Raw genomic sequence first — 20316 nt, 5'->3', positions numbered from 1 at the left:
GGGTGGTCAGGAGTGGTCGGTGGTGCCGAAGCGGCGGCGGTATTCGGCCGGGCCCGCGCCGAGCGCCTTGACGAAGGCCCGGCGCATCGCCTCCGGCGTGCCGTAGCCGCAACTGCGGGCGATCCGGGCGACCCCGTCGGTGGTGTCCTCCAGGAGCCGGCGGGCGTGTTCGAGGCGGACGCGGTCGACGTACCGGCCGGGCGTGGTCCCCGTCTCCGCCTGGAAGGCGCGGGCGAAGTGGCGGGGCGAGAGGCGGGCGCGGGCGGCCAGGGCCTCGACGGAGAGGTCGGCGCCGGGATGTTCGGTGATCCAGTGCTGCACCTCGCGCAGCGGTTCCCGGCGCGCCGTCTGGGCGCTGAGCTGGGCGCTGAACTGGGACTGGCTGCCCGGCCTGCGCAGGAAGACGACCAGATGCCGGGCGACCGTGAGGGCGACGTCCCGTCCGTGGTCCTCCTCGACCAGGGCCAGCGCGAGGTCGATGCCCGCGGTGACCCCGGCGGAGGTGGCGATCCTGCCGTCCCGTACGAAGATCGGCTCGGGATCGACCTCGACGGCCGGATACTCGCGGGCCAGCTTCTCGCACACGTTCCAGTGCGTCGTCGCCCGGTGCCCGTCCAGCTGTCCGGCCGCCGCGAGCAGCAGCGCCCCGCTGCACACCGAGACCAGCCGCTCGGGCAGCGGCCCGTGCGCGCGCAGCCAGTGGACGAGCGCGGGGTCGGGGTCGCGGGTGCCCCCGCCGCCGGGGACGAGGAGGGTGTGGGGTGTCGGCGCGTCCGCGAGGCTGCCGTCGGGGACCAGGGTGAGGCCGCAGGAGGTGCGGACCGGGGCGCCGGCCGGCGAGGCGGTGCGCAGCTCGTACGAGATGTCCGGGAAGCGCGACGCCCCGGCGAAGACCTCCATGGGGCCGGTGACGTCGAGGCTCTGGATGCCGTCGAAGAGGACGACGAGCACGGATCGCTGCTTCATGTCCGCCATCCTGGGCGGCCCCCCGTGATGGCCGCAATGACGGGTTCCCCACCTTTCCTGCCATCACCGGTTGCGGCGCAGCTCACGTGCGCCAGGGGGTTCCGACCCGTACCAACCAGTCGGTAACGTGCGGGTATGAGTACTCTCCCGCCCCGTGCCGGGCGGCGTTGCCACAACGCCCTGAACCCGCTGCACTCGTCGCTCTACTTCTCCCCCGACCTCGGCAAGGAGCTCGGCGGGATCGGGATAGAAGACCCCTCCGCCGCCTACTTCGCCACCCGCGCCGCCGCGATGGGCGCGGTCGGGGCGGAGACCGTGACCGCGGCCTTCTACAACTTCAACCACGCGCTCGTGGCCCAGCACGTGCCCGCGATCTGGGACATCGCCTCGCCCGCGAAGGTCCTGGACGCGCGGCTGCGCGCAGCCGACGCGACGCTGCGCCGGCTGCTCGGCGAGGAGGTCATCGCCTCCCCCGAGATGGCCGAGGCCGCGCAGCTCGCCCTGCGCGCCACGGAGGGCTGCACCCGGCACGCCCGGCCGCTGTACGCCGCGCACGCCGGTCTGCCGGTGCCCGACGAACCGCACCTGGTGTACTGGCACGCGGCGACGCTGCTCCGCGAGCACCGGGGTGACGCCCACCTCGCCGCGCTCCTCACCGCCGGGCTCGACCCGCTCGAAGCACTGGTCAGCCACACCGCGACCGGGAAGGGCATGGCAATCCGCTGGCTTCTGTCCAGCCGGGGCTGGCGGCGCACCGACTGGGAGGACGCGTCGGAGCGGCTGCGGGGGCGCGGGCTGCTCACGGCGGAGGGCGGGCTGACCGAGGAGGGCGCCGCGCTGCGCAAGGAGCTGGAGGAGACCACGGACCGGATGGACCTGGGCCCGTACGAGCACCTGGGCGGACCGGGGGTGGCCCGGCTGACCGAGCTGGGGCGCGGGTTCCTCGCCACGGCCGCGGCGGCGGGCGCCTTCCCGGCGAGCGCGACGGGCTGACCCGCGAAAACCGCGGCCCGCTCCCTGGGGTGGCCGGGCGACACGGCACCCGGCCACCCGGCACAATGCAGGGCGTGTGGCTCCTGGACCGTCCCAGCGGCGGCCCGGGGCCCGACCAGCACAGCCAGCAGGAGAAGGCGAGTCGGTAGAACCGTGACGACGTCCATCGAAGGCAGGATCGCCGAGGAGCTCGGCGTACGCGAGCGGCAGGTGAAGGCGGCCGTCGAGCTGCTCGACGGCGGGTCCACCGTGCCGTTCATCGCGCGCTACCGCAAGGAAGCAACCGAGATGCTCGACGACGCGCAGCTGCGCACGCTCGAGGAACGGCTGCGGTATCTGCGGGAGCTGGAGGAGCGCCGGACGGCGGTCCTCGAATCCGTACGGGAGCAGGGCAAGCTGGACGAGGCGCTGGAGGCGCGGATCCGGGCCGCCGACACGAAGGCGCGCCTGGAGGACATCTACCTCCCGTTCAAGCCGAAGCGGCGGACGAAGGCGCAGATCGCCCGGGAGGCCGGCCTCGAACCGCTCGCCTCCGGCCTGCTCGACGACCCGTCGGTCGATCCGCTGGCCGCCGCGGCGGCGTTCGTCGACGCGGACAAGGGCGTCGCGGACCCGGCGGCGGCGCTGGAGGGCGCCCGCGCCATCCTCACCGAGCGCTTCTCGGAGGACGCCGACCTCATCGGCGAGCTGCGCGAGCGCATGTGGACGCGCGGGCGGCTGGTGGCCCGGGTGCGGGACGGCAAGGAGGAGGCGGGTGCCAAGTTCGCTGACTACTTCGACTTCGCCGAGCCGTTCACCGCGCTGCCCTCGCACCGGGTCCTCGCGATGCTCCGGGGCGAGAAGGAGGACGTGCTCGACCTGGTTCTGGAGCCGGAGGAGCCGTCCGAGGCGCCCGGCCCTTCCTCGTACGAGAACATGGTCGCCCGGCGCTTCGGCGTGGGCGACCGGGGACGCCCCGGCGACAAGTGGCTGGCCGACACGGTGCGGTGGGCCTGGCGGACCCGGATCCTGGTGCACCTCGGCATCGACCTGCGGCTGCGGCTGCGTACGGCGGCGGAGGACGAGGCGGTACGCGTCTTCGCGTCGAACCTGCGCGATCTGCTGCTCGCCGCGCCGGCCGGGACGCGGGCGACGCTGGGGCTCGACCCCGGTTTCCGGACCGGGGTGAAGGTCGCCGTCGTGGACGCGACCGGCAAGGTCGTCGCGACCGACGTCATCCACCCGCACGTCCCGGCCAACAAGTGGGACCAGTCGCTCGCCACGCTGGAACGGCTGGCCCGGGAGCACCGTGTCGAGCTGATCGCCATCGGCAACGGCACGGCGTCCCGGGAGACGGACAGGCTCGCCGGTGAGCTGTGCGCGAAGCATCCTGAGCTGAAGCTGACCAAGGTGATGGTCTCGGAGGCGGGTGCCTCCGTGTACTCCGCCTCGGCGTTCGCCTCGCAGGAACTCCCCGACATGGACGTCTCCTTGCGCGGTGCCGTCTCGATCGCTCGGCGGCTCCAGGACCCGCTGGCCGAGCTGGTGAAGATCGACCCGAAGTCGATCGGTGTCGGGCAGTACCAGCACGACCTGTCCGAGGTGAAGCTCTCCCGGTCGCTGGACGCGGTCGTCGAGGACTGCGTGAACGGTGTCGGCGTCGACGTCAACACCGCGTCCGCCCCACTGCTGTCCCGGGTCTCCGGCATCGGCTCGGGGCTCGCCGAGAACATCGTGGCGCACCGTGACGCGAACGGGCCGTTCGCGTCCCGCAGGAGCCTGAAGGACGTGGCCCGGCTGGGTCCGAAGGCGTACGAGCAGTGCGCGGGCTTCCTCCGGATTCGCGGCGACGACCCGCTCGACGCGTCGAGCGTGCACCCGGAGGCGTACCCGGTGGTGCGGGCGATGGTGAAGAGGACCGGCGGGGACGTGGCCGCGCTGATCGGCAACACGGGTGTCCTGCGGTCGTTGCGGGCCGACGACTTCGTGTCCGAGAAGTTCGGGCTGCCGACGGTGGGCGACATCCTGAAGGAGCTGGAGAAGCCGGGCCGCGACCCGCGCCCCGCCTTCGAGACCGCCACCTTCAAGGAGGGCGTCGAGAAGATCGGCGACCTGGAGTCCGGGATGGTGCTGGAGGGCGTCGTGACGAACGTCACCGCGTTCGGGGCGTTCGTGGACATCGGGGTGCATCAGGACGGGCTGGTGCACGTGTCGGCGATGTCGCGGTCGTTCGTGAAGGATCCCCGGGACGTGGTGAAGCCGGGGGATGTGGTGCGGGTGAAGGTGATGGAGGTCGATATTCCGCGGAAGCGGATCTCGTTGACCTTGCGGTTGGACGACGAGCAGCCGGCCGGTGGCCGGGGAGCGGCCTCCGGGGGTGAGCGGGGCGGACGGCCGCCTCGGCCCCGGGAGGGTGGCGGCCGCCAGTCCCGTGGCGGCGGTCGGTCCGCGCCTGCGGCGGCTCCGGCCAGCGGGGCGATGGCCGACGCCTTGCGGCGGGCGGGGTTGTTGAAGGGCAAGTAGGAGGGGTGGGGGCGGGGTGCGGGTTCCTCGCGCCTGCGGCGGGCCTGTTCCCCACCCCGCCCCTTCCCGGAACGGGGGCTCTGCCGCGGGCCCCGCTCCTCAAGCGCCGGCGGGACCCGGGTTTCGGACCCCGCTCCTCAGGCGTCGGCGGGACTCGGGTTTCGGACCCCGCTCCTCAAGCGCCGGAAGGGCTGGGAGACACCACGTGGCCCTTGTGCAGCACCGTGCGGTCCTCGGGGCGGTCCATCACCGCCGATGTCACCGTCTCGCCCTCCAGCAGGAGCAGGTCCGCCCGCGACCCCACCGTCACGCCCGGGCGGTCCGTGGTCGAGGTCAGGCGGCCCGGACCGTCCCGCAGGATCGAGGCACCGCCCGTCGTGGCCACCGCCAGGCAGTGTTCGATCATGTCGTCCGCGCGGTAGCCGTTCGTGAAGGCCAGCTGCCAGGTGCGGTCCAGCATGTCGCCGTTGCCGTACGGGGACCAGAAGTCGCGCTGGCCGTCCTCGCCCAGGCCCACCCGGACGCCCGCGGCGGTCAGGTCGGCCAGCGGGAGCGAGTGGTGCCGGGCGGGTGCCACGGTCGCCATCGCGATGTCCAGTTCGGCGAACTCCTCGATCAGGCGGCGCGTCGTCGCCTCGTTCACCGAGCCCAGGTCGTAGGCGTGCGAGATCGTCACCCGGCCGGCCATGTCCAGGGCGCGCACGCGCTCCAGGATCAGGTCGACGCTGAACACGCCGAGGGCGCCCGGCTCGTGGAGGTGGAAGTCGACCGGCGCGTGGTGGCGCTCGGCGAGGCCGAAGACGATGTCGAGGTGGCGTACGGGGTCGCGGTCCAGGGTGCACGGGTCGATGCCGCCGACGACCGCGGCGCCCGAGGACAAGGCCCGGTCCATCAGTTCCGGCACGCCCTTCTCGCGGAGCAGGCCGGCCTGCGGGAACGCCATGATCTCGACCTCGCACCGCCCGGCGTGCGCCTCCTTGGCCGCGAGCACGCCCTCGAACCGCTCCAGGCCGCAGTCCGCGTCGATCTGCGCGTAACTCCGGACGCGGGTGGTGCCGCGCTCGATCATGCGGGCCAGGGTGTACGTGGCCCGCTGGGCGACGTCCCACTCGTCCTCGCGCCAGTGCTCGCGGTCGTTCATCATCATGCCCCAGACGCCGGGGGCGCCCGTGTGCGGACGGAACGGCAGGCCCATGCGCGTGGAGTCCAGGTGGCAGTGGACGTCCGAGAAGGACGGCAGGGCGAGCCGTCCCCGCCCGGCCACCGTGTCCTCCGTGGCGGCGCGGGCCGGGTCGTGTGCGGTGATCGCGGTGATCACCCCGTCCTCGACGGTGAGGTCACTGGGCTCTCCGCCCCAAGGGCGGACGTCGCTGATCAGCATGGAGCGCTTCTCCTGTGCGGGTTGTGTGCGGTGGTGTCACTCGGGCGGGAGAATCCCGGACAACGCCGTCAGCGACGGCTCCCTCCCCCGTTCGATGTGCGCGTACGCGAGAGCCGCGGCCAGGTCCGGCTTGCCCGCGTGGATCGCGGCGCAGATGTCCCGGTGCTCGGCGCACTGGACGTGCGGGTCGCGGCCCCCGGTGAGGCCGAACAGCCACTGCACCAGTCCCAGCGAGGGCTGCAGCGCGTCCCGGAGCAGCCGGTTGCCGGTCATCGCGACAATCTCCGCGTGCAGGGCGGTGTTGGCCGCGGGGATCTCCGCCGCGTCGCCCCGCCCGGTGGCGGCCTCCGCCGCCTCCATCGCCGCCCGCAGCCGCTCCCCGTCGCCCCCGGCCGCACACGCTTCGGCCGCCCGGCGGGCGGCGAACACCTCCAGGCTGAGGCGGAGGTCGAAGAGTTCGGCGACGTCCCGCAGCGAGAGGTCGCGTACGGAGGCGCCCCGGCGCGGGGACATGACGACCAGACCCTCGCCGGTCAGCCGGGTGAGCGCCTCGCGGACCGGGATGCGCGAGACGCCCAGGCTCTCGGAGAGCTCGCGCTCGCGCAGGCGTGAACCCGGCGGGTGCGCGCCGGAGAGGATGCCCGCGCGGATCGTCCGCTCGACACGGTCGGCGTGCGAGGCTCCGGCGTCGTCGCCCGCTTGAGTCATCACCAGAGGACATTAGCACTTGGTATGCCAAACGCTACGGCTGCGGGATCGATTGAGGAAACGCGAGGGTGGGAGCCGCCCTGATTCACCGTTTGGTATGCCAGATCCAGTCAGGCGACTTCCGTGACGCGCCCCTCCGCCACCTCGATCCGGCGCGTCGTGTGCACCGCCTCCAGCATCCGGCGGTCGTGCGTCACCAGGAGCAGGGTTCCGGTGTACGAGTCGAGCGCCGACTCCAGCTGTTCGATCGCCGGAAGGTCCAGGTGGTTCGTGGGCTCGTCCAGGACCAGGAGATTGACGCCCCGGCCCTGGAGCAGGGCGAGCGCCGCCCGGGTGCGCTCCCCCGGTGAGAGGGTCGTCGCCGGGCGCATCACGTGGTCGGCGCGCAGACCGAACTTGGCGAGCAGGGTGCGCACGTCGGCGGGCTCCGTCTCCGGGACCGCCGCGCAGAACGCCTCCAGGAGCGTCTCCGAGCCGTGGAAGAGCTTGCGCGCCTGGTCCACCTCGCCGACGACCACGCCGGAGCCCAGGTGCGCGTGCCCCGAGTCCAGCGGGAGGCGGCCCAGGAGCGCGGCCAGCAGGGTCGACTTCCCGGAGCCGTTGGCGCCCGTGATGGCGACCCGGTCCGCCCAGTCGATCTGGAGCGAGGCGGGGCCGAACACGAAGTCGCCGCGCACGACGCGGGCCTCACGCAGGGTGGCGACGACCGAGCCGGAGCGGGGCGCGGAGGCGATCTCCATCCGCAGTTCCCACTCCTTGCGCGGCTCGTCCACCACGTCGAGCCGTTCGATCATGCGCTGTGTCTGCCGGGCCTTCGCGGCCTGCTTCTCGCTGGACTCGCTGCGGAACTTGCGGCCGATCTTGTCGGAGTCGGTGGCCTTGCGGCGGGCGTTCTTGACACCCTTGTCCATCCAGGAGCGCTGCATCAGGGCGCGGCTCTCCAGCGCCGAGCGCTTGTCGGCGTACTCCTCGAACTCCTCGCGGGCATGCCGCCGGGCCCGCTCGCGCTCCTCCAGGTAGGCCGCGTAGCCACCGCCGTACAGGTTGATCTGCTGCTGGGCCAGATCGAGTTCGAGGACCTTGGTGACCGTCCGCATGAGGAACTCGCGGTCGTGGCTGATGACGACGGTGCCGGAGCGCAGCCCGGAGACGTACTTCTCCAGGCGTTCCAGGCCGTCCAGGTCCAGGTCGTTCGTGGGCTCGTCCAGCAGGAAGACGTCGTAGCGCGACAGCAGGAGCGAGGCGAGTCCGGCGCGGGCCGCCTGGCCGCCGGAGAGCGCGGTCATCGGCAGGTCGAGGCCGACGGTGAGGCCGAGTTCGGCGGCGGTCTCCTCGGCCCGGTCGTCCAGGTCCGCGCCGCCGAGGGCGAGCCAGCGCTCCAGGGATTCGGAGTACGCGTCGTCCGCGCCGGGAGCGCCCTCGACCAGGGCCTCCGTGGCGGCGTCCATGGCGGTCTGGGCGTCGGCGACGCCGGTCCGGCGGGCCAGGAACTCCCGTACGGTCTCGCCGGGGCGCCGCTCGGGCTCCTGGGGCAGGTGGCCGACGGTCGCGGTGGGCGGGGAGAGCCGGAGCTCGCCCTCCTCCGGCTGGTCGAGACCGGCGAGCAGCCGGAGCAGGGACGATTTTCCGGCGCCGTTGACTCCGACGAGACCGATCACGTCCCCGGGGGCGACCACGAGGTCGAGCCCGGCGAACAGCGTGCGGTCGCCGTGTCCGGCGGCGAGATCCTTGGCGACGAGAGTGGCAGTCATCAGGATGCAGATCCTAATCGGCGGGACACCGTCTAAGGTCCGGGGCAAGCAGGCGGACCGGGAGGCGGCAGTGGTGGCGGACGTGATCGTGGTGGGCGGCGGGGTCAGCGGACTGACCACGGCGAAGGTGCTGGCCGAGCGGGGCCGCCGGGTGCGGGTGTGGTCGCGGGAACCGGCCGGCGACACGACCTCGGCCGTGGCGGGCGCCTTGTGGTGGCCCTACCGGATCGAGCCGCTGGACCGCGTCGGCGACTGGTCACTGGCCGCGCTGCGGTGGTACGAGGAGCTGGCCGTACGCCCGGAGAAGACCGGCGTACGCCTGGTCGACGGGCTCCACCGGGGCGAGCGCCTGGCGCACCTCGGGCCGTGGGCCGGGGAGCTGGAGGGCGCCGTGGAGACGGCCGAGGGCCTGCGGTGCCGGCTGCCGCTGATCGACATGCCGGCGCACCTGGCGTGGCTGGAGGACCGGGTGCGCGCGGCCGGGGGTGCGGTCGAGCGCCGCACGGTCACCTCGTTCGCCGAGGCCGCCGCGGAGGCGGGGACGGTGGTCAACTGCGCCGGGCTCGGCGCCCGCGACCTGGTCCCGGATGCCGGGGTGCGCCCGGTGCGCGGGCAGTTGGTGCTGGTGGAGAACCCGGGGATACGGGAGTGGTTCACGGAGGCGGACCCGGCGTCGAGCGAGACCACGTACTTCTTCCCGCAGCCGGGCCGCCTGGTGCTCGGCGGCACGGCGACGGCCGACGACTGGACCGCGGCGCCCGATCCCCGCACGGCGGAGGAGATCGTGGCCCGCTGCGCCCGGATCCGCCCGGAGATCGCCGACGCGAAGGTCATCGGCCACCGGGTGGGCCTCCGCCCGGCCCGGGACGCGGGGGTCCGCATCGAGGCGGAGTCCCTGGCCGGGGGCGGGCGGCTGGTGCACAACTACGGGCACGGGGGCGCGGGCGTGACGGTGGCGCTGGGCTGCGCGCGGGAGGCGGCCCGGCTGGTGGGGTGAGGGGCCGGCGGGTCCTGCCGGCCCCGGCGGACTCCTCAGGCCGGGGTGGAACCTCCCGGGCTGTCGCGGTCGTGGCGTTCCGTGGTGATCTGGCTGCCGCCGGGACCGATGCGGATCTCGAAGTCTCCGTCGTACTTGGCGTGGCCCTCGATGACCGCCGACTCCACGGCCTCCACGCCGAACTCGCGGCGCACGATCAGGGGGTCCTGGCGCAGGTCGCGCAGCAGGGCCACGCACATGCAGATCATGACGATGGTGAACGGGGCCGCGACCAGGATGGTCAGGTTCTGGAGGCCCGCCAGGGCATCGCCCTTGCCGTTGCCGATGAGCAGCATGACGGCGGCGACCGCGCCGGTGACGACGCCCCAGAAGATGACGACCCACTTGGCGGGTTCGAGGATGCCTTTCTGGGACAGGGTGCCCATCACGATGGACGCGGCGTCCGCGCCCGAAACGAAGAAGATGCCGACGAGCACCATCACCAGGATGCTCATCAGCGTGGCGACGGGGAACTGCTGGAGCACGCCGAAGAGCTGCGCCTCCTGGGTGTCGGCGCCGCCCAGCTTCCCGGCCTCCTGGAGTTTGATGGCGGTGCCGCCGAAGATGGCGAACCAGATCAGGCTCACGGTGCTGGGCACCAGGATGACGCCGCCGATGAACTGGCGGATGGTCCGGCCCTTGCTGATCCGGGCGATGAACATGCCCACGAAGGGCGTCCAGGAGATCCACCAGGCCCAGTAGAAGACGGTCCAGCTGCCGAGCCATTCGGCCACCTCGCCCTCGCCGGTGGCCTCCGTACGGCCGGCGAGTTGCGGGAGGTCGCCGAAGTAGGAGGCGATCGAGGTCGGAATGAGGTCGAGCACGATGATCGTGGGGCCCGCGATGAACACGAACACGGCCAGGATCAGCGCGAGCACCATGTTGATGTTGGACAGCCACTGGATGCCCTTCTCCACCCCGGAGACCGCCGAGGCGATGAACGCGACGGTCAGCACGGCGATGATCAGGACGAGCAGTCCGGTGCCGGTCTTCTCCTTCCAGTTCAGCTCGTGGAAGCCGCTGCCGATCTGAAGGGCGCCGAGGCCCAGCGAGGCGGCCGAGCCGAAGAGGGTCGCGAAGATGGCCAGGATGTCGATGAACCGGCCGAGTCCGCCGTGGGCGTGGCGGGGGCCGATCAGCGGCTCGAAGACGGCGCTGATCGTCTGCCGCCTGCGGCGCCGGAAGGTGCTGTACGCGATGCCCAGGCCGACCACCGCGTAGATCGCCCACGGGTGCAGTGTCCAGTGGAAGAGGGTGGTGGCCATCGCGGTCTGCATCGCCTCGGCCGCGTCGGCGGGGCGGGTGCCTGGCGGCGGGTCGGTGAAGTGCGCGAGCGGCTCGCTGACCCCGTAGAACATCAGACCGATGCCCATGCCCGCGCTGAACATCATCGCGACCCAGGAGACCGTGCGGAACTCCGGCTCCTCGTCCTCCTGGCCGAGGGTGATGTTTCCGTACCGGCTGATCGCGAGCCACAGGGCGAAGACCACGAATCCGGACGCGGCCAGCATGAACGCCCAACCGCCGTTGTGGATGAGGCCGTTGAGCGCCTTGCCGGAGACGTCCTCCAGCGAGTCGGTGGCGGTGGCCCCCCAGATGACGAAGGCCAGGGTGAGGCCGGCCGTGACGCCGAACACCACCCGGTCGGTGACGGGGCTCCGGCCGTGGCCCGGTTCGCCGGGGAGGTCGGCCGTTACCGGCACATCCCCTCTGCCGCCCGTTCTCTGTTCGTCCTGCGACACGAATGGCACCTTTCACGGAAACTGACAAATCGCTCTCCGTAGGCAGTACCACACTCAACATGCATCTTTCGGGATCAACAAGCGGTATCGGGTTGACCGTTTGTGAGGTGATATGCGGCCCGCCCGTCCAGCAGGAGCGGGATCAGCTTCCGGGCGGGTTGCCGCAGGGGCACGTAGACCCCGTCACCGTCGGGGCGGGAGGTGACGGCATGCAGCGAGAGTTCGTCCCGGACGCGCGAGAACTGCTCCTTCGTGAGGCGGTAGCCGCACGGCGGGTCGGTGAGGGTGTCGTCCGGCGCCGGGGCCTCGTCGTCCGAGCCCCCGAGAAACACGGGCCCCCGGTCGTCGGTCCCCGCCGACCGGGAGGCGGCGGTGGCGGCGGCGATGCTCGCGCGCTGCTCCTCCGCGTACCGGAAGAGTGCCTTGAGGGCCACGAGTTGGGAGGTCACGCGGCGGCGGGCGTTGAGGGCGGAGTCGCCGCGCTCCTCGGCGGAGAGCGCGTCCGTACGGGATTCGGTCAGCAGTCCGACCGCGTGGGTGAGGCCGGCGACGTTGCGCAGGATGCGCTCCTGGCCGTCGCCGGCGGTCCGTTCGACCGGACGGCCGGTGCCCGGGTCGGTCCAGACGCCGTACAGGCCGGTGCCGAAGCCGGCCTTCTCCGCGGCGGGCCGCACCCGGTCCAGGGCCAGGGTGCGCGCCTCGTCGCGCAGCCGTTCGCCGGTGTTGGGGTTGCGGGGCCACAGGACGAGCAGGTCCTTGTCGTAGTACGGCGCGGTCGCGGCGTACTCGTGCAAGTCCGCGATCACATCGGGTTCGTGGTCGCGCAGTACGGCGGCGACGGCTCGGGCCTCGGGGCTGCGCAGGGCGAGGTGGTCCCGGTTGATGTCCACGCCGTCGCCGTTGGCCCGGGTCCCCGCCGCGAGGCCGTCGGGGTTGGCGGTGGGCACGACCAGGATCCCGGTCCGGGCGAGGAGGGCGCGGGTGCGGGCGTCGGTGGCGTACGCGAGGTCCCGGACCGTGCTCAGGCACGCTTCCCGTGCCGCCGGTTCGTCGCCGTGCTGGCCGCAGACCAGGAGCACGGTGAGCGCGCGGGGGTCGGTGCTGCCGATGCGGACGAGGCGCAGGGGGCGGCCCCGGGCCGTGGTGCCGATCCGCCGCACGGAGACCCGGTCGACGCGCCGGGCGAGGCCCGCGAGCAGGGACGCCTCCTCGGACTGCCGGGTCCAGCGCGCTCCGCCGGAGAGCTCGAAGCCGGTGCGGGGCGCGGTGGTGCGGGCCGCGTCCGAGGGAACGGTGAGGAGAGGTACGGTCAGGGCGGCGGTGGCGACCGCCAGCGCGAGATCGCGGGCACGGCCGCGCCGGGGCAGCCGCCGTCCCCCGGCCGTCGGCGCGATCGGCATGGGCGGAAGGTACTGCGGTCGCGGTGGCCCGCGACAGACCCGTGCACGGGCTGTTTACGAAACGGGATGATCTCCGGCCCGTTGGGACCCGATCCGTCCCCCGCCGGGCGGGTACCCCCTAGGCTGGCGGGGCCGGCCGACCGCCCGGCCCCGCTGTGCCGCAGAGGAGCGTCCCTTGCCCGGTCCGTCCCCCGATACCCCGCTCCACGCGCGTCCCACGCTGGAAGCGGTGGCGGCCCGCGCCGGAGTCTCCCGGGCGACGGCCTCGCGGGTGGTGAACGGCGGTGCGGGGGTGCGGCAGCCGCTCGTGGACCAGGTGCGCAAGGCGGTCGAGGAGCTGGGCTACATCCCGAACCATGCGGCACGGACCCTGGTGACCCGGCGGAACGGGGCGGTGGCCGTGATCATCGACGAGCCCGAGGTGCGGATCTTCTCCGACCCGTTCTTCTCCCAGCACATCCGGGGCATCAGCCGGGAACTGAACGCGCACGACGCGCAGTTGGTGCTGCTGCTGGTGGAGGGCCGGGGAGACTTCGAGCGGGTCAGCCGCTATCTGGGCGGCGGCCATGTCGACGGGGTGCTGGCCTTCTCCCTGCACACCGACGACGAACTCCCCGCCGCCATCCGCCGTTTCCGCGTCCCGGCCGTCTACGGGGGCCGGCCCGGGCGGCCGGGTGCGCCGACCGACGCGGTGCCCTTCGTGGACTGCGACAACCGGGGCGGCGCCCGGGAGGCAGTACGGCATCTGGCCGGGCTCGGCCGCCGGCACATCGCGCACATCGCCGGACCGCGCGACCAGACCTCGGCCCTCGACCGGATCGACGGCTACGCGGACATCCTGCCGGACGCCGACCCCGCGCTGCTCGCGGACGGCGACTTCACGGTGGAGGGCGGTGCGCGGGCCATGGCCGAGCTGCTGGCGCGGCGGCCGGACCTGGACGCGGTGTTCGCGGCGAACGACCTGATGGCGTCGGGTGCGCTGCGGGTGCTGCGGGAGCGGGGGCGGCGGGTGCCGCAGGACGTGGCGCTGGTGGGCTTCGACGACATGGAGTCGGTCGCCGGGGCGACGGACCCGCCACTGACGACGATACGTCAGGACGTGGTGGGCATGGGCCGGTTGATGGTGCGGCTGCTGATGGAGCGGCTGGAGGCCGGGGGCGCGGTGCCGGAGTCGGTGATCACTCCGACGCGGCTGGTCCGCCGCGCCTCGGCCTGAGCCCGTCCGTGCGGGCCCGGTGGGCCGCCCGGGCGCGGCGGGCCCGGGGCAGGTAGCGCAGGCGCTCCGGCAGGACGGGGACCACGAGCCGGACCACCGCGCAGAACCTCCGCAGGGCGCGTTCCTGCGCGTCGGTCCACTCCAGGCCGATGGCCTCGCGGGCGTCGGGCGGCATCAGCCCGACGGTCAGGAAGGAGCGGAACCGGGCGAGCGGCGGGAGCAGCACCGGCCACACCGCCCTGAGCAGCAGCCGCAGCGCCCAGAGGCCCCGGTCCGGCGGCGGGACGGCGGTGTCGGTGGCGACGAGTTCCGCGACGACGGGGGTCTTCTCGATCTCGTGGGCCAGCATGGCGCGGTAGTACGGCCAGAACTCCTCGATGGTCTGCGGCATGTCCCGGTCGTGGATGCCGAGCACCCGGCCCACCTGGAGCCATTCCGCGTACAGCGCGCGCTCCTGCTCGCGGCTGAGCGGGCGCAGCAGGTAGCGGGCGCCGTGCCGGTAGACGGGGTAGCCGGTGGCGTGCACCCAGGCGTAGTTCGCCGGAGTCAGGGCGTGGTAAGGGCGGCCCCGGGTGTCGGTGCCCTGGATGGTGCGGTGCAGCCGGCGGAGCCTGCGCCCCTCCTCGGCGGCTTCCTCACCTCCGTACACCCAGAGCTGGAGCGAGCCGAGGGAGCGCTCGCCGCGTCCCCAGGGGTCCGTGCGGAACACGGAGTGCTCGTCCACGCCCGCGCCGACGGCGGGGTGGGCGACCTGGAGGGTGAGGGCGGCGGGCAGCATCAGCAGGGCCCGCACATCGCCGGACAGGCTCCACAGCACGCCACCGGGCGGGGGCGGCGCGGGGTCGTTGCTGCTGCTCATGCGGTGCTCCCGGCGGTGGTGTTGACGGCATCGATGAAACAAGTCAATAGTATTTGTAACTTTGACTCTCCGGAACAGACGTGCCGTCACCTCACTCCCGAACAAACGCGTTGACGCCGGGGCACGGACAGGAGGGCGCACCATGGGCCGGTACAGCCGCCTGCAGGAGATCCGCCGGATGGATCCGGCGCGGGACTGCGCCGAGATCCTTCGGCTGATCTCCCAGTACGAGTTCCCGTGGGACTACCGGCAGGGCGTCAGCGTGGCGTTCCTGCGCGACTACGGCGTCCCCCGGATCTCCGTGCTCCTCGATCGCACCCAGGAATTCGAGCGCAACGGGCAGAAGCGGTACGACGACACGGTGCTGCTCGGGTACGAGATGGCCGTCGACGGCTTCGACTCCGAGCGCGGGCGGGCGGCGGCGCGGCATCTGAACCGCATCCACGGCAGGTACCGCATCGAGAACGACGACTTCCGGTACGTCCTGGCGACGACGGTCGTGGGGCCGAAGCGCTGGATCGACCGGTACGGCTGGCGCCCGCTGTGCGCGCAGGAGGTGCGGGCGCTGGCGGAGGCGGGACGGAAGACCGGGGCGATGATGGGCATCGAGGACGTGCCCGACACGTACGAGGGGTTCGAGCGGCTGCTCGACGCGTACGAGGAGCGGATGTTCGCGTACGACCCGGCGAACCGGAGGGTGGCCGGCGCCACGTTCCGGATGATGGCGAGCTGGTACCCGCGCCCGCTGCGGCCGCTCGTCGCCCGGTTCGCCCTGGCGGTGCTCGACGAGCCGCTGCTCAGGGCGCTGGGCTTCCCGCCGCAGCCCCGCTGGGTGCGGACCTCGGCGTCGGCGGCGCTGCGGCTGCGGGCTCGGTGCGTGCGCCGGATGCCGGCCAGGCCCCGCCTCCTCCCTTCCCGGCCGCAGCCGCGCTCGTACCCCTTCGGCTGGCGGCTGGACGACCTCGGGCCGCACTGGGCGCGCAGCCGGCCGCTCGAACCGCTGCCGGACGAGACCGCCGTCCGGCCGGGGCCCGAGGACGGCTGAGGCGCCGGGTCAGGCGGTGAGCAGGGGGACCAGGCAGCGGCGGGCGAAGTCGCGGACCTGGGTGTCGTCGTCCAGTTCGAAGCAGCTGACCGGGTTGAGGAGGAAGGAGACGGTGATCCGCACCATGAGCTCGGCCACGGGGGTCGGGTCGGTCTCCGGACCGCCCTCCAGCCGCCGGACCTCACGCAGCCTGCCTGCCAGATAGCCCCGGATCGCGAGGAAGGCGGGTCCGCTCTCCACGGTCAGGAACGGCAGCATGGTCTCCGGTTCGAGCCGCAGCAGCCCGCCGATGAGCGGGTGCTCGCGGATGTGCCGCAACACCGCGACGAAGCCCTCGACCAGCCGGTCCTCGGGGGTGGGCAGCGCGGCGACGGCCTCGTCCACCTCCTCCACGAACCTGCGGTACTCGCGCAGCAGGCACGCGGACACCAGGCTGTCCTTGTTGCCGATCCGCCGGTACACGGTCACCCGTGAGACACCGGCGCGCTTGGCGACGTCGTCCACGGTGGAGCGGCGCAGCCCGAAGGTCATGAACTGCTCGCGCGCCGCGTCGAGGATCTGCTCCCCCAGCGCGTCCACGGGCGCGCCGGGCCCCGCCTCTTCCTTGCCGCGTACCGCCATGAGCCCTCCCCGGTCCGCCCGCACACGCCGTAACAGAGTGACACGAGGTGTACTTCCGTACCAGGCCGGGGCGGGGCGGCCACCGTTCGTGGTGGCCGCCCCGCCCCGGGAGCAGGTCAGTCGCAGGTACCGGCGAACGTGCTCCGGGTCACCACGTCGGTGGCCGCTGCGCTCGTGTCGAGCCAGGCGATGCGGGTGCCGTCACCGAGCGACGGGGCCAGCTGGGCGCCGGAGGAGCAGGAGACCCGGGTGAAGCCGTCGACGCCGGCGACGACGTCCTCGACCGTGGCGACCTTCACCTTGCCGGGGCCGGACCAGGAGCCGAGCGCGCCCCAGATGTCGAAGGTCGAGTAGGCGAAGTACTTCTCGTTGACGGAGAACTGGGCGAGGTAGACGTTCGACGGGTAGCGCAGCTTCGCCGCCTTGGAGAGGTCGTCCAGAGGGGCCGAGGCGAAGCCGGTGCTCGGGATCAGGAAGCCGCCGGTCTCCCGCCAGAACACCCGGTCCGAGGTGAGCTGGATGTCGGTGACCGAGCCGAAGAGGAAGCCGGTGATCCGCTTGGTCTGCGTGGTGCCCTTGGCGATGTCGTAGACGTACACATAGGTGCCGTCGCCGCCGGCCCAGGCGATCCGGCCGTTCTTCATCGCGAGCCGAGCCGCCTTGGTGCCCGCCTCCGGGGTGACATTGACCGTCGTGCCCCCGGCGGTGCGGAGCATGACGTCCTGCTCTCCGTCGGGGGTGGTGCTGATGTAGGCGAGTGCCCCGCGGTCGGTCACCGGCTCGGTCTCGTCCGCACCGGGGAGGTCGACCAGCTTCCTGATCGCGCCCTGGCCCTTGTCGCCGGCGCGGTAGATGCCGATGCCGTCGGCGGTGACCCGGGTGAAGACGATGCGGTCGTCGTCCAGCGAGGGGTCGAGCAGATAGGCGTCCCGCTGGGCCAGTTCACGGACCGGCTTCTTGCCGAAGCGGCCGACGGTGATCCCGAACGCGGCACCGCCCTGGTCCCAGGCGACGGCGTCGCCGTGGCTGATCGCGTAGACGTCGCCGTTGATCCGGGCTGCCTGCTCGTCGACGCCGCTGTACACCTCGTAGGCGGGCAGGACGTCGGCGCCGATGGTGGTCCCGTCGTGGGTGCCGCCCTTGTGCTCCCAGTCCTTCTCGATGCCGTGGGCGTCGAAGGCGTCGGCGATGACGGCGAGGTCGTGCCGGGAGACGTCCAGGGACCTGGCGGCCAGGGTGACAGCGTTGCGCATGTCGGTGAAGCCGGACAGCGGGGTGAGGTAGTTCTGCGCGGAGCGGTAGACGATCCGGTCGGCGAGGGCCGGGTCGAGGTGCTTGCGCATGTCCCACAACGCGCCGCCGACGATGGTGGAGTTGTAGTGCACCCCGCCGTTGTCGATGTCGAGCGGGATGGGCTGGTAGTCCTTCTGCGCGTCGCGCCCGTCGTTCAGATCGCGCAGCGCGCATTCGTCCAGCGGCTTGGTGCCGTTGCAGAGGTACTCGCCGATGAGCCCGGACGTGGGGTCGCTCATGGCGATGCCCTTGTCGGCGGTCTCCATGGCGTTGCCGAAGTAGTCGGATATCGCCTCGTTGAGCGCGCCGGACTGGTTGAGGTAGACCAGTCCCGCGGAGTGCTCGGTGACGCCGTGCGTCATCTCGTGGCCGACGACGTCCAGGCCGACGGAGAGCGGTACGCCGTCCATGTGGCCGTAGACCATCTTGGAGCCGTCCCAGAACGCGTTGGCGTAGTCCTTGCCGTTCGCGGCCACGTTGACGACGGAGGAGATGGTGCCGCCCTTGCCGTCGACGCCGTCCCGGCCGATCTGCTTCTTGTAGTACTCGTAGACCTTCACGGCGTTGAGGTGCGCGTCCACAGCCCCGGAGGTGGTGTTCGCGCCGTCGAAGCGGGTGCTCGCGGAGGTGGCGAGCGGAACGTCGTCGGTGACCGGGCCGCCTGCGACGAGGGTGTAGTCCTTGCGCCGCGCGTCGTACGTCCGGATCTGGCCGCCGGTGCTCGGGTACATGGCCCTCGTGGAGTCGACCAGCGTGTACGAGCCGTCCGTCTCCTCGTTGATGTCGAGCGGCGTCTCGGTGCCGTCGACGCGGACACCGGTTCCGCGTGCGGGTGAGGCGTCGGCCGCGTCGATGTTGTTGTACGAGAGGGCGATGCCGCCCACCCGGGCGTCGACGAACACCTCCTGCCGCACCGGGCTGCCGTTCGACAGGCCGCCGGTGACGGTGAAGTGCCAGGCCAGCCGGCCGCCCCGGGCGTCGGGCAACACCGTGAGGCCGTGCGCCTCGGTCTTCGCGCCGCGCACCTTGGAGAGCGTGCCGTCCAGGGTGAACATCCGCTGCTTCGCCGCGGCTTCGCTCACCTCGGCGGTGGTCGGGACAGTGAGGTCCGTGTAGAGGGTGCCGGTCGCGGAGGTGACCTGCTGACCGCCGTCGGCCGCCTGGGTCTGCACCGCGTACTCGGCGCCGAAGACGGGGACGCCGTCGTGCTTCTGCTGGAAGCGCACCGAGGACTGCGTGCCCTCCTCGGTGGTCCTGACTGTCTTCAGGTCGGAGACCGGGACCTTGTACGTGTCCTGGTGCGCCTCCAGATGGGCGCGGGCGGCCTCGGCCGAGGTGCCCCGGCGGGCCGACTTGTCCAGGCCCTGGGTCATCGCCGGGGCGACGCCCACGGGCGCGGTGGCCGCCTCGGGCGCCGGGATGGCGTCGTCCGCCCAGGCCGGCGCGGCCAGCAGGGCCGCACCGGTGGCGGCGGCGACCACCCCGGCCGCCAGTATTCGCAGCCCACTCGTTCGTCTCACGGGACCTCCCCATCGCACACCGTCGCCCGGACCGTCGGGGCGGCTCGGGCGTTGACGTGCTGATCGTTCGTCATGGGGAGAGGGGCGGACAAGGGATCTCGCCGGCGCGAAGGCGCCGTGGCGCAATTGCGCCTCGGAAGCGTTACGGTTCCTCCGAGTTGTCCGGTCCGCCGGGCAGCCATCCGGCGCGCGCCGCGTGCCAGCCGAGCTGGAACCGGGTCGCCGCGCCCACCTCGTCCATCAGCGTGTGCAGCCTGCGCTGCACGGTGCGGTGTCCCATGCCGAGCTGGCGGGCGATCGCGGCGTCGGTCAGGCCGATGTGGAGCAGGGCCACGATCTGCCGGTCGATCGCCTCGAGTTCGTGCTCGGTGCTCTCCTCGGCACCGGTCAGGTTCAGTCGTCGGCCCCGCTCGAAGTGCTGCTCGAAGAGCGAGACGAGAGCGGTGAGCAGGCCGGTGCGATGGACGACGAGCGCCACCGGTTCCGTCTCGCGCTCCGGGTCCAGGGGCAGCAGGGCGATGCGGCGGTCCACGATGGCGAGCTTGATCGGGAGCTTCTCGGTGACGGAGATGTGCTGGCCCTGGGCGACGCAGGAGGCCAGCAGATGGGCGGCCTGCGGGTCCTCCAGCCATTCCCGTTCCACGACGGTACGGACGTTCACGCCGCGGTCGGTCAGCTCGGCGTCCACCTCGTCGTGGTTGTCCGCGAAGCTGAGCACCGGGGGCACGTGCCGGGCGGGGACGAGCGTGCAGACCTCGGTCCTGGCCTGCCGCTGCATGGTCAGCAGCCGCCGCCTGATCGCCGCGGGCCCCGACAGCACCTCCACCGGCGCGCCGGCACCGTACAGCTGGGCGGAGCGGTGCCGTTCGGCGAGGTCGCCCACGAGCGATTCCACCCGGTGCAGTGCGGAACGCCGCGACTCCAGGAGCGGGCCGAGCGCGAGGACGGGCGAGGCGGCCCGGTAGCGGACGACGCCCTCGGCGTCCGGCCGGTCGGCGCTGGCGAGACCGCGCTCCACGAGCGCGTCGAGGACGGGCGCGGCGGCGGTGCCGTTCAGCAGGGACTCGAAGACGCCGCGCTCGCTGTCGGGGCGGTCCACGAGCAGCCGGTAGACCGCGTCCTCCTCGGGCCCGAGCCCGAGCAGGGTCAGCAGGGACGCGTCCACCTGCCGCCCCGCGCCCTCCGGCGCCCCGGCCGCTCCCGCCCCGCCACCCGTCACTGCCCCGCCCCTTCCCTAGACGGCGGTCAGATTATCGGGCGGGTACGGAGCCGGCGGCCGGCCC

The 20316-nt window shown here is 72.7% G+C and carries 15 protein-coding genes; 5 read left to right on the top strand and 10 right to left on the bottom strand.

The genetic code is table 11. The features are described 5' to 3' along the window. Positions 1-6 precede the first annotated feature (6 nt). Complete coding sequence (locus ACN6LM_RS05430) at positions 7-966, bottom strand: GlxA family transcriptional regulator (RefSeq protein WP_445064111.1); 960 nt, start codon at positions 964-966, stop codon at positions 7-9. Between the two features lie 135 nt (positions 967-1101). Between ACN6LM_RS05430 and ACN6LM_RS05425 the strand changes: the two genes are divergently transcribed. Both ACN6LM_RS05425 and ACN6LM_RS05420 read left to right on the top strand, forming a co-directional pair. Beyond that, positions 1102-1959 (top strand): SCO6745 family protein, encoded by an 858-nt coding sequence (locus tag ACN6LM_RS05425; RefSeq protein WP_445064110.1) that lies wholly within the window; start codon positions 1102-1104, stop codon positions 1957-1959. A 153-nt stretch (positions 1960-2112) separates the two neighbouring features. Then, on the top strand, positions 2113-4461 hold the full coding sequence (locus tag ACN6LM_RS05420; protein ID WP_445064109.1) for a Tex family protein: 2349 nt from the start codon (positions 2113-2115) through the stop codon (positions 4459-4461). 175 nt (positions 4462-4636) lie between these two features. On the opposite strand, the gene ACN6LM_RS05415 is transcribed toward ACN6LM_RS05420, so the two are convergent. The 3 genes from ACN6LM_RS05415 to ACN6LM_RS05405 all read right to left on the bottom strand — a co-directional run bounded on the left by ACN6LM_RS05415 (position 4637) and on the right by ACN6LM_RS05405 (position 8301). Beyond that, positions 4637-5842, bottom strand: coding sequence for an amidohydrolase (locus tag ACN6LM_RS05415; RefSeq protein ID WP_445064108.1), 1206 nt, complete (start codon positions 5840-5842; stop codon positions 4637-4639). A gap of 36 nt (positions 5843-5878) precedes the next feature. Then, the gene (locus ACN6LM_RS05410) at positions 5879-6550 is read right to left on the bottom strand and encodes a GntR family transcriptional regulator (protein WP_445064129.1); all 672 of its coding nucleotides are present in this window, start codon (positions 6548-6550) and stop codon (positions 5879-5881) included. Between the two features lie 110 nt (positions 6551-6660). After that, positions 6661-8301: an ABC-F family ATP-binding cassette domain-containing protein gene (locus tag ACN6LM_RS05405; RefSeq protein WP_445064107.1), complete on the bottom strand. Its 1641-nt coding sequence runs from the start codon at positions 8299-8301 to the stop codon at positions 6661-6663. Positions 8302-8374: 73 nt separating this feature from the next. Here ACN6LM_RS05405 and ACN6LM_RS05400 point away from each other — a divergent pair, with 73 nt between their 5' ends. Beyond that, positions 8375-9298 (top strand): FAD-dependent oxidoreductase, encoded by a 924-nt coding sequence (locus tag ACN6LM_RS05400; protein WP_445064128.1) that lies wholly within the window; start codon positions 8375-8377, stop codon positions 9296-9298. 35 nt (positions 9299-9333) lie between these two features. On the opposite strand, the gene ACN6LM_RS05395 is transcribed toward ACN6LM_RS05400, so the two are convergent. Then, a complete protein-coding gene (locus ACN6LM_RS05395; protein WP_445064106.1) occupies positions 9334-11079 on the bottom strand; it encodes a BCCT family transporter in 1746 nt (581 codons plus the stop codon). Between the two features lie 74 nt (positions 11080-11153). Next, on the bottom strand, positions 11154-12479 hold the full coding sequence (locus ACN6LM_RS05390) for a M14 family metallopeptidase (protein WP_445064105.1): 1326 nt from the start codon (positions 12477-12479) through the stop codon (positions 11154-11156). Positions 12480-12654: 175 nt separating this feature from the next. On the opposite strand from ACN6LM_RS05390, the gene ACN6LM_RS05385 reads away from it, so the two are divergent. Next, a complete protein-coding gene (locus tag ACN6LM_RS05385; RefSeq protein WP_445064104.1) occupies positions 12655-13695 on the top strand; it encodes a LacI family DNA-binding transcriptional regulator in 1041 nt (346 codons plus the stop codon). Here ACN6LM_RS05385 and ACN6LM_RS05380 read toward each other — a convergent pair. Beyond that, positions 13658-14554 (bottom strand): oxygenase MpaB family protein, encoded by an 897-nt coding sequence (locus ACN6LM_RS05380; protein WP_445064103.1) that lies wholly within the window; start codon positions 14552-14554, stop codon positions 13658-13660. The genes ACN6LM_RS05385 and ACN6LM_RS05380 overlap by 38 nt on opposite strands. Positions 14555-14696: 142 nt before the next feature. Between ACN6LM_RS05380 and ACN6LM_RS05375 the strand changes: the two genes are divergently transcribed. Beyond that, positions 14697-15599 (top strand): oxygenase MpaB family protein, encoded by a 903-nt coding sequence (locus ACN6LM_RS05375; protein WP_445064102.1) that lies wholly within the window; start codon positions 14697-14699, stop codon positions 15597-15599. Between the two features lie 9 nt (positions 15600-15608). Here ACN6LM_RS05375 and ACN6LM_RS05370 read toward each other — a convergent pair whose 3' ends face one another. The 3 genes from ACN6LM_RS05370 to ACN6LM_RS05360 form a co-directional block, all read right to left on the bottom strand. Continuing rightward, a complete protein-coding gene (locus ACN6LM_RS05370; RefSeq protein ID WP_445064101.1) occupies positions 15609-16220 on the bottom strand; it encodes a TetR/AcrR family transcriptional regulator in 612 nt (203 codons plus the stop codon). Between the two features lie 116 nt (positions 16221-16336). Further along, the gene (locus ACN6LM_RS05365; RefSeq protein WP_445064100.1) at positions 16337-19033 is read right to left on the bottom strand and encodes a M4 family metallopeptidase; all 2697 of its coding nucleotides are present in this window, start codon (positions 19031-19033) and stop codon (positions 16337-16339) included. A gap of 142 nt (positions 19034-19175) precedes the next feature. After that, positions 19176-20252 (bottom strand): hypothetical protein, encoded by a 1077-nt coding sequence (locus tag ACN6LM_RS05360; protein WP_445064099.1) that lies wholly within the window; start codon positions 20250-20252, stop codon positions 19176-19178. Positions 20253-20316 lie beyond the last annotated feature (64 nt).

The sequence above is a fragment of the Streptomyces sp. SAS_281 genome, assembly GCF_052542855.1.
This window is presented reverse-complemented; position numbering and strand designations above follow the sequence as displayed.